Origin of the sequence: Psychrobacter cibarius, assembly GCF_016107535.1 — a bacterium.
In the GTDB taxonomy this organism is placed as follows: domain Bacteria; phylum Pseudomonadota; class Gammaproteobacteria; order Pseudomonadales; family Moraxellaceae; genus Psychrobacter; species Psychrobacter cibarius.
In genome coordinates, this window is record NZ_JABASQ010000018.1 from 56,992 (window position 1) to 63,141 (window position 6,150).

General features: G+C 46.0%; 6 protein-coding genes. 1 reads left to right on the forward strand and 5 read right to left on the reverse strand.

From position 1 onward, the window contains the following. Positions 1 to 128 precede the first annotated feature (128 nt). Positions 129 to 1,241, forward strand: coding sequence for a bifunctional 3,4-dihydroxy-2-butanone-4-phosphate synthase/GTP cyclohydrolase II (ribBA, locus tag JFC08_RS10415; RefSeq protein ID WP_055123670.1), 1,113 nt, complete (start codon positions 129 to 131; stop codon positions 1,239 to 1,241). Positions 1,242 to 1,335: 94 nt separating this feature from the next. Here the strand turns inward: ribBA and JFC08_RS10420 are convergent, their stop codons facing one another. The 5 genes from JFC08_RS10420 to JFC08_RS10440 form a co-directional block, all read right to left on the reverse strand. After that, positions 1,336 to 1,824, reverse strand: coding sequence for an acyl-CoA thioesterase (locus JFC08_RS10420; RefSeq protein ID WP_198330632.1), 489 nt, complete (start codon positions 1,822 to 1,824; stop codon positions 1,336 to 1,338). A 58-nt stretch (positions 1,825 to 1,882) separates the two neighbouring features. Beyond that, positions 1,883 to 2,860 carry a hypothetical protein gene (locus tag JFC08_RS10425; RefSeq protein ID WP_198330633.1) on the reverse strand — a complete coding sequence of 326 codons (978 nt, stop codon included), beginning with the start codon at positions 2,858 to 2,860 and terminating at the stop codon, positions 1,883 to 1,885. A gap of 101 nt (positions 2,861 to 2,961) precedes the next feature. Continuing rightward, positions 2,962 to 3,951 carry a uroporphyrinogen-III synthase gene (locus JFC08_RS10430; RefSeq protein WP_198330634.1) on the reverse strand — a complete coding sequence of 330 codons (990 nt, stop codon included), beginning with the start codon at positions 3,949 to 3,951 and terminating at the stop codon, positions 2,962 to 2,964. A 98-nt stretch (positions 3,952 to 4,049) separates the two neighbouring features. Continuing rightward, entirely contained in the window at positions 4,050 to 5,084 is a 1,035-nt protein-coding gene (gene hemC / locus JFC08_RS10435) for a hydroxymethylbilane synthase (RefSeq protein ID WP_055123673.1), read from the reverse strand. A gap of 217 nt (positions 5,085 to 5,301) precedes the next feature. Then, positions 5,302 to 6,039 (reverse strand): LytR/AlgR family response regulator transcription factor, encoded by a 738-nt coding sequence (locus JFC08_RS10440; RefSeq protein WP_045443089.1) that lies wholly within the window; start codon positions 6,037 to 6,039, stop codon positions 5,302 to 5,304. Positions 6,040 to 6,150: the final 111 nt, after the last annotated feature.

A 6,150-nucleotide genomic window follows, 5' to 3' on the forward strand; every position in this document is an offset into this window, starting at 1 on the left:
TCAATTTGATTCCATGCACTTTGCCTAACCGCAACAGCGCTCTGTAGCATCTACTGCTACAATAGACAGACAATGCTTTATATTCCACATCACACCTATCTATAAATAATAAAATATTGAGACTTACTATGAGTTTAAATACGATTCCTGAGATTATCGAAGACATTCGTGCTGGCAAGATGGTCATCTTAATGGATGATGAAGACCGTGAAAATGAAGGTGATATCATTATGGCAGCGACCCATGTGCGCCCCGAAGATATTAACTTTATGATTACTCATGCACGTGGTTTGGTCTGCTTGACCTTGTCACAAGCACGCTGCCAGCAGTTGGCGTTGCCGCTGATGTCTGATCGTAACGAAGCAAAATTTAGCACCAACTTTACGGTTTCTATCGAAGCCGCTGAAGGCGTTACCACGGGTATCTCTGCTGCTGACCGTGCACGTACTATTCAAGCCGCGGTTTCTTCTTCGGCAAAACCTGAAGACATCGTCCAGCCTGGACATATCTTCCCAATCATGGCTCAAAATGGTGGCGTCTTGCACCGCGCTGGACATACCGAAGCTGGTTGTGATTTAGCACGCCTAGCAGGGCTTGAGCCCGCAGCAGTGATTGTCGAAATCATCAATGCTGATGGTACGATGGCGCGCCGTGATGACCTTGAGATATTTGCCGAAGAGCATGGCATCAAGATGGGTACAATTGCTGACCTCATCAACTACCGCATCGCGAACGAGCAAACGGTAGAAGAAATTGAGTCGCGTCCTTTTGAAACGGAATACGGCACCTTTACGCTACATCGCTTCCGCGAATTTGGCGCTGATGAAACGCATTTGGCTTTGGTAAAAGGCGATGTGAGCGAAGGCGTCAGCACTGTCCGTGTCCATGGTTTTCACCCACTACGCGACTTGTTTGCTGCCAAAAATGATATGACGGGTCGTAGTGGCTGGAGCGTACGCTCAGCGCTGGAGGAAATTAGTAATTCAGATCGCGGCGTATTAGTTTGGATTGGTAGCAACCAGCCAATAGATTTAGGAGAGGCGTTAGACAAAGCGGCAGACAATGAATCGCAATCGACCATTACCCAGCAGCCGTATCGCAGCATTGGTGTTGGTGCACAGATTTTGCGTCATTTAGGCGTTCGTGATATGCGTTTATTATCATCGCCCATGAAGTTTTACGCATTATCAGGCTTTGACTTGAACGTCATCGATTTCGTACATGCGCCAAAGCAAGATTAATATTTGACTGATTGATTCGATATCAGCTACATAGCAAAAGGCACGCTAACATAACGTTAGCGTGCCCTTTTTTTCATTTATTTAATATTCAGTGCTAAAGCTTCGGTATATGACCAACTTTTGCTTCTAATGCCAATAGCCGAGCGCGCTCTTCCTCTGTCCAAGCTAATTTACGCTTTCCATCACTATCGAGCCGTACCACAACTGCCTCAGCCGTCGCGACGATGGCTGCTTGCGCGGTGCTATAGTAGCTATATTCCATCACGATACTCGTATTCCCTAAACGCTGACAGCGCACTCCTAATAGCAAAGTATCAGGATAAGTCACTGGGCGTAAATACTGGCAACTTGATTGTGCCAATACCGTCACCATACTACCATCAAACATACCTAGCGCCTGCAAATAGCCAATTCGTGCTGATTCAGCGTAACGGTAATAAATCACATTATTTAAATGGTTAAACGCATCCATCTCGCCCCAGTGAATGGGCTGGTGATGAATAATGGGATAATGTGACAATTCGTCAGGATGATTATCTGCGATATTGGAGGCTGCATGTGCTGCTTGATTCAAACTGTCCATAACGTCACTTCTCTTATTTTTGTATTCATAAATCTATCAATCAACATCCAATGAACCACTAACGCTGAGATTTATCCAAAATCTGAGTGGTCAACAATGGCGTTGGTTTCGGTGCATTGGCAATCAATTTATCTAACCAATCTATGACTTCTCCGATATTTGTCGGAGAGGATCTGGTTGGTAGGTTCTTGTCGGTAGAGGTTTGCTTTTTGCCTACGGACGCATCATTAGAGGCGTTTTCAGTATTAGTCATGGCTGCCTTTGGCGCTGACTCTTGAGGAATAGCAGACTTCGGCACCAAGGTTTGTAGTTGATTTCGTGCTTGACGCAGATAACCAACCAGCTGCTCTTGTTCGCGCATATTACTGGCTTGACTGGCCAGATTTAAGGTCATAATCACTTCGTGAATGGTCAGTTGTTTGCGCGAGAGGCTCATATTATTATCAGCGCTATCGTGCGGTGTCGCCTCGCTACTCACACGCTCATAGCTGTGCAAAAACTCTTGAATATTTTGGATGGCGAGGTTTTGTAGCTGCCAAGGACTGGGCTGAGTGCTGCTCGCCTGCAAACGTTCGATGTCTTTTATCAAGCTTTGTTTGATCACAACCGTTAGCGCTGGAGCAATCTCATTGCTGCTTTGCGAAAGCTGCCAATGTAGACCACGCAACAAATCAATCGCTGCACTGTCGTTATTGTCTGCCAACAATCTATCAGCGACTTGTATCTGAATACGCAGTAAATCTAACTGGTTTTGCGCTTGGCTACTGGCGGCAGATCGAGGCTCTGGCAGCGTCTGCTGACTCATCGCAAATAGACGGTCATCCATCTCATTGAGACGACTGACGACTTGCTCGTTGCTTTGCAAACGCTCATTAACACTATGTTGGAAACGCTGCTGGCTGATGTAGAGCCACAATAGGGCCGCGATAAGCAACAAGATAACCAGCCACTGCAGGCGCAACAAAAACACATTTGCTTGTCGGCGCTGCTGAGTAGCAGAAGGTTCCTGAGATAACGATTCAGAATTGATTGACATAAGGCAGCACCGTTATTTTGACTAAAACAGGTTTAAAGCGAATAAATAAAAAGTGAAACATAATAGATAAGGACAGGTCATCGGTTGGTACATTTATACATTTAATAGGCTTTAGCATGGATAGCAGCAAGAATGGTTTCTGGCGCCAAATCTTCCACACGCCAATAACTTAATTGCTGCTCAGCGACCATATTGGCTAAACGCTCACCCAATACCACATAAGAAAAGTCTGACAATTTATAGGGCAAAATAGCGGGGGTTTCTCTGGCTGTTTCTTGCTTTAATGCCTTTTCTGCCACAGCCCGAACAATGCTTTCCCAATGCTCAAAGGCTGTACCACTACTGACCACAACGACTGGCTTTGGCTGACTAGCTGATGTATCTTGCATACCATTGCGAGCTAAAAACCCTTGTAGCCACTGCTCGTATTGAGCCATCGCCTCGACTGGCATTATGCGCTCATACCAAGCAATGCTATCGATATGCACACCGCGTGCCAGCAACGTATCGACCAATAATCGCCTACCACCCAATCCGCGCCACACGAGCAACTTGTCACCTGCTTGCAAACGCTCAATCTCAGGCATCGCTAGCATACCTTCGTTATTGGCAATATGAGGCTGAAGCACTTGATAATTCGACGCCTCGATTTTGGCATTGTTTAATACCGACGCGGTCGCTTCACCCACGGCAATCAAGTAGCTCGGCGCTTGCAGAGCATTAATTGCTATATCTTTTCGCTCATTATTATTATCATCGTCATTGTCATGGTTTTGAGCTTGACGCTCATCTTCAAGCGCTTGCCAAACAGCCAGTCCTGAAGCAGCCGCCGTTGGGCTAACAATCACAAGCGCCTTATAATCGCCTGCTAGCCATTGGCGCATCAGCGTCATGTCTTGCTCAGTCGTTGGGCGCGATTGTAACGTCAACATCGGTATCTCTACCACCGTCAGCCCTGCTACTTGTAGATGATCCGTCAATGCAGCGGCACGCTCTACTGGGCGAGTATTGATGACTACTTGCGTGAGTGATGACTCATTATTTGATTGACTGTTAGCAATAAGCTGGGCGTGATTTAATGTTGATGACATAGACGTACCATGACAAAAGACTGATAGAATTGGCTTAACGATAGCCCTAGCATCAATAATACTGGGGCTATGACTAAGGGAATCAAAATACTGGTATGTTATTCAGGATGATAAATCGCGGATAAGATATCACCCGCGCCATCGGCAAGCAGTATATTGGCAACATCAATACCAAGCTGATTAGCCTGTACTTCTTGCTCGGCTTGTGTGCCGATCAACGTGACGCGTTTTTCTGCTTTTAGCAGCTCGCTGCCATCCGCTTGACCGACGCGGCCACGTAGCCATAACACATTGCCGTTGTCGTTATTGCCATTGTCACCGTTATCATCATTGTTGCTGCTTGTTTCATCCGCCATTTGTAACACGGCATAAGCGGCGATCGGCACTTGGCAGCCACCCTCTAAGTGACGGTTCAGCGCGCGCTCAGCAATGAGACGGATACGAGCTTTATCATCATTCAGTGGTGCCAGTAATTTTAACACCTCATCATCACCTTCACGGCATTCGATTGCTAAGGCGCCCTGACCAACCGCAGGCAGGCAGGCATTGATATCAAGCTCGCCGCGTATGCGCTCATCCAGCTCGATACGCTGCAAACCACTGGTCGCTAAAATAATCGCATCATACTCGCCAGCATCCAACTTGCCCAAACGTGTACCGACGTTACCGCGTAGAGTTTTGATTTGTAGGTCTGGGCGATAGGCTTTAAGCTGACACTGACGACGCAAACTTGACGTGCCAACGACTGCCCCTTGCGGCAACTCATCAATACTATTATAGGTGTTAGACACAAAAGCATCAGTCGGTGAGGCGCGTTTGCAATAGACGCCCAGCATCAAGCCTTCAGGAAGCTGCATCGGTACGTCTTTTAATGAATGTACCGCGATGTCCGCTTGTTTGTCATATAGCGCTTGCTCAAGCTCTTTGACAAACAAACCTTTACCGCCAATTTTAGCCAAAGGTGTGTCCAAAATCTTGTCACCCTTAGTGACAATTTTTAGCAAGTTAATCGTCAATTCAGGATACAAATCTAGTAGACGAGCACGGATATGCTCAGCTTGCCATAGTGCTAAAGGGCTCTGACGCGTGGCGATATTCAAGGTAGTCAAAGCAGTTTGCTGCGGATTGCTCATAAAGGGCCTCAATAAATTCGATACTGTTTACGTCAGTACTATGCAGGTCAGTATTAGACAATACTGCAAATTTTCCACAAAAAATGGGCGATATAAACCATATATAGTCAATGCTGACGCAAAAAAATACCCCTATTTAAGCATAAATAAGGGTTTGATGATATGGGATGATTATTTCACGGTTATTTTGCTGTTATTTCACAATGGAAACCGCAGTTTACATGCTTTGAATCTTGTCACGTAATGCAGGTAAGTGACGGCGGCTAACCGCGAGTGTCTCATCAATGCCTTTAAAGCGTATTTGATATTGTCCTGCATCCAACGTTTCTAAAAAGTCCAAAAAGCTAAGGTTGATGATGGCATTACGGTGTACTCGAAACAGCCGATCCTCAAACTCTTGCTCAAGCTCTTTTAGCGTCTCATCAATCAGGACAATGCCATCTTTGTGACGGACTTTGACGTACTTTTGATCGGCGGTAAAATAATAGATATCTTTGAGCTTGATGAGCTCAACGCCTCGGTGAGTACGAGCAGCGATATGCTCACGCACTGGCCGCGCTGTTGGGTCTTCGAGTTTACGAATCTCATTTAACTGCGCCGCGTTCAAATTTTTCGCTTTATCTAGTGCCTCTAGTAGTTCATCTTTATTGGCAGGCTTTAATAAATAACCAATCGCATTGGCTTTTAGCGCGGCAATGGCATAATGATCATAAGCGGTGACAAATATAATGGCTGGCGGATGCTCAAGCTTGGCAAGCTCTTGAGCACAGCGCACCCCATCCATCTCAGGCATACGAATATCTAATAATATGATGTCTGGCTGCTGAGTTTTTACAGCGATAATGGCTTCTGCACCCGTGGTTGCTTGAGCAACGACTTGATGACCTGACTCCTGTACAATTCTAACCAAACGCTCACGTGCTAGTGGCTCATCATCACAAACTACGATACGCATGCAAACTCCAATCCCAGGATAAACTTAGGGCGTGTCCCTAATTCAGTTTGCAATGAATCATAGTACAAGCTAGATACAGCATAGACTTATAATTACGAGCCAATTTTTCGT

Excerpts from the sequence above, each read along its gene's own strand:
- JFC08_RS10420 (WP_198330632.1), bottom strand. The coding sequence starts at position 1,824 with ATGGACAGTTTGAATCAAGCAGCACATGCAGCCTCCAATATCGCAGAT.
- JFC08_RS10440 (WP_045443089.1), bottom strand. The coding sequence starts at position 6,039 with ATGCGTATCGTAGTTTGTGATGATGAGCCACTAGCACGTGAGCGTTTG.
- JFC08_RS10425 (WP_198330633.1), bottom strand. The coding sequence starts at position 2,860 with ATGTCAATCAATTCTGAATCGTTATCTCAGGAACCTTCTGCTACTCAG.
- ribBA (WP_055123670.1), top strand. The coding sequence starts at position 129 with ATGAGTTTAAATACGATTCCTGAGATTATCGAAGACATTCGTGCTGGC.
- JFC08_RS10430 (WP_198330634.1), bottom strand. The coding sequence starts at position 3,951 with ATGTCATCAACATTAAATCACGCCCAGCTTATTGCTAACAGTCAATCA.
- hemC (WP_055123673.1), bottom strand. The coding sequence starts at position 5,084 with ATGAGCAATCCGCAGCAAACTGCTTTGACTACCTTGAATATCGCCACG.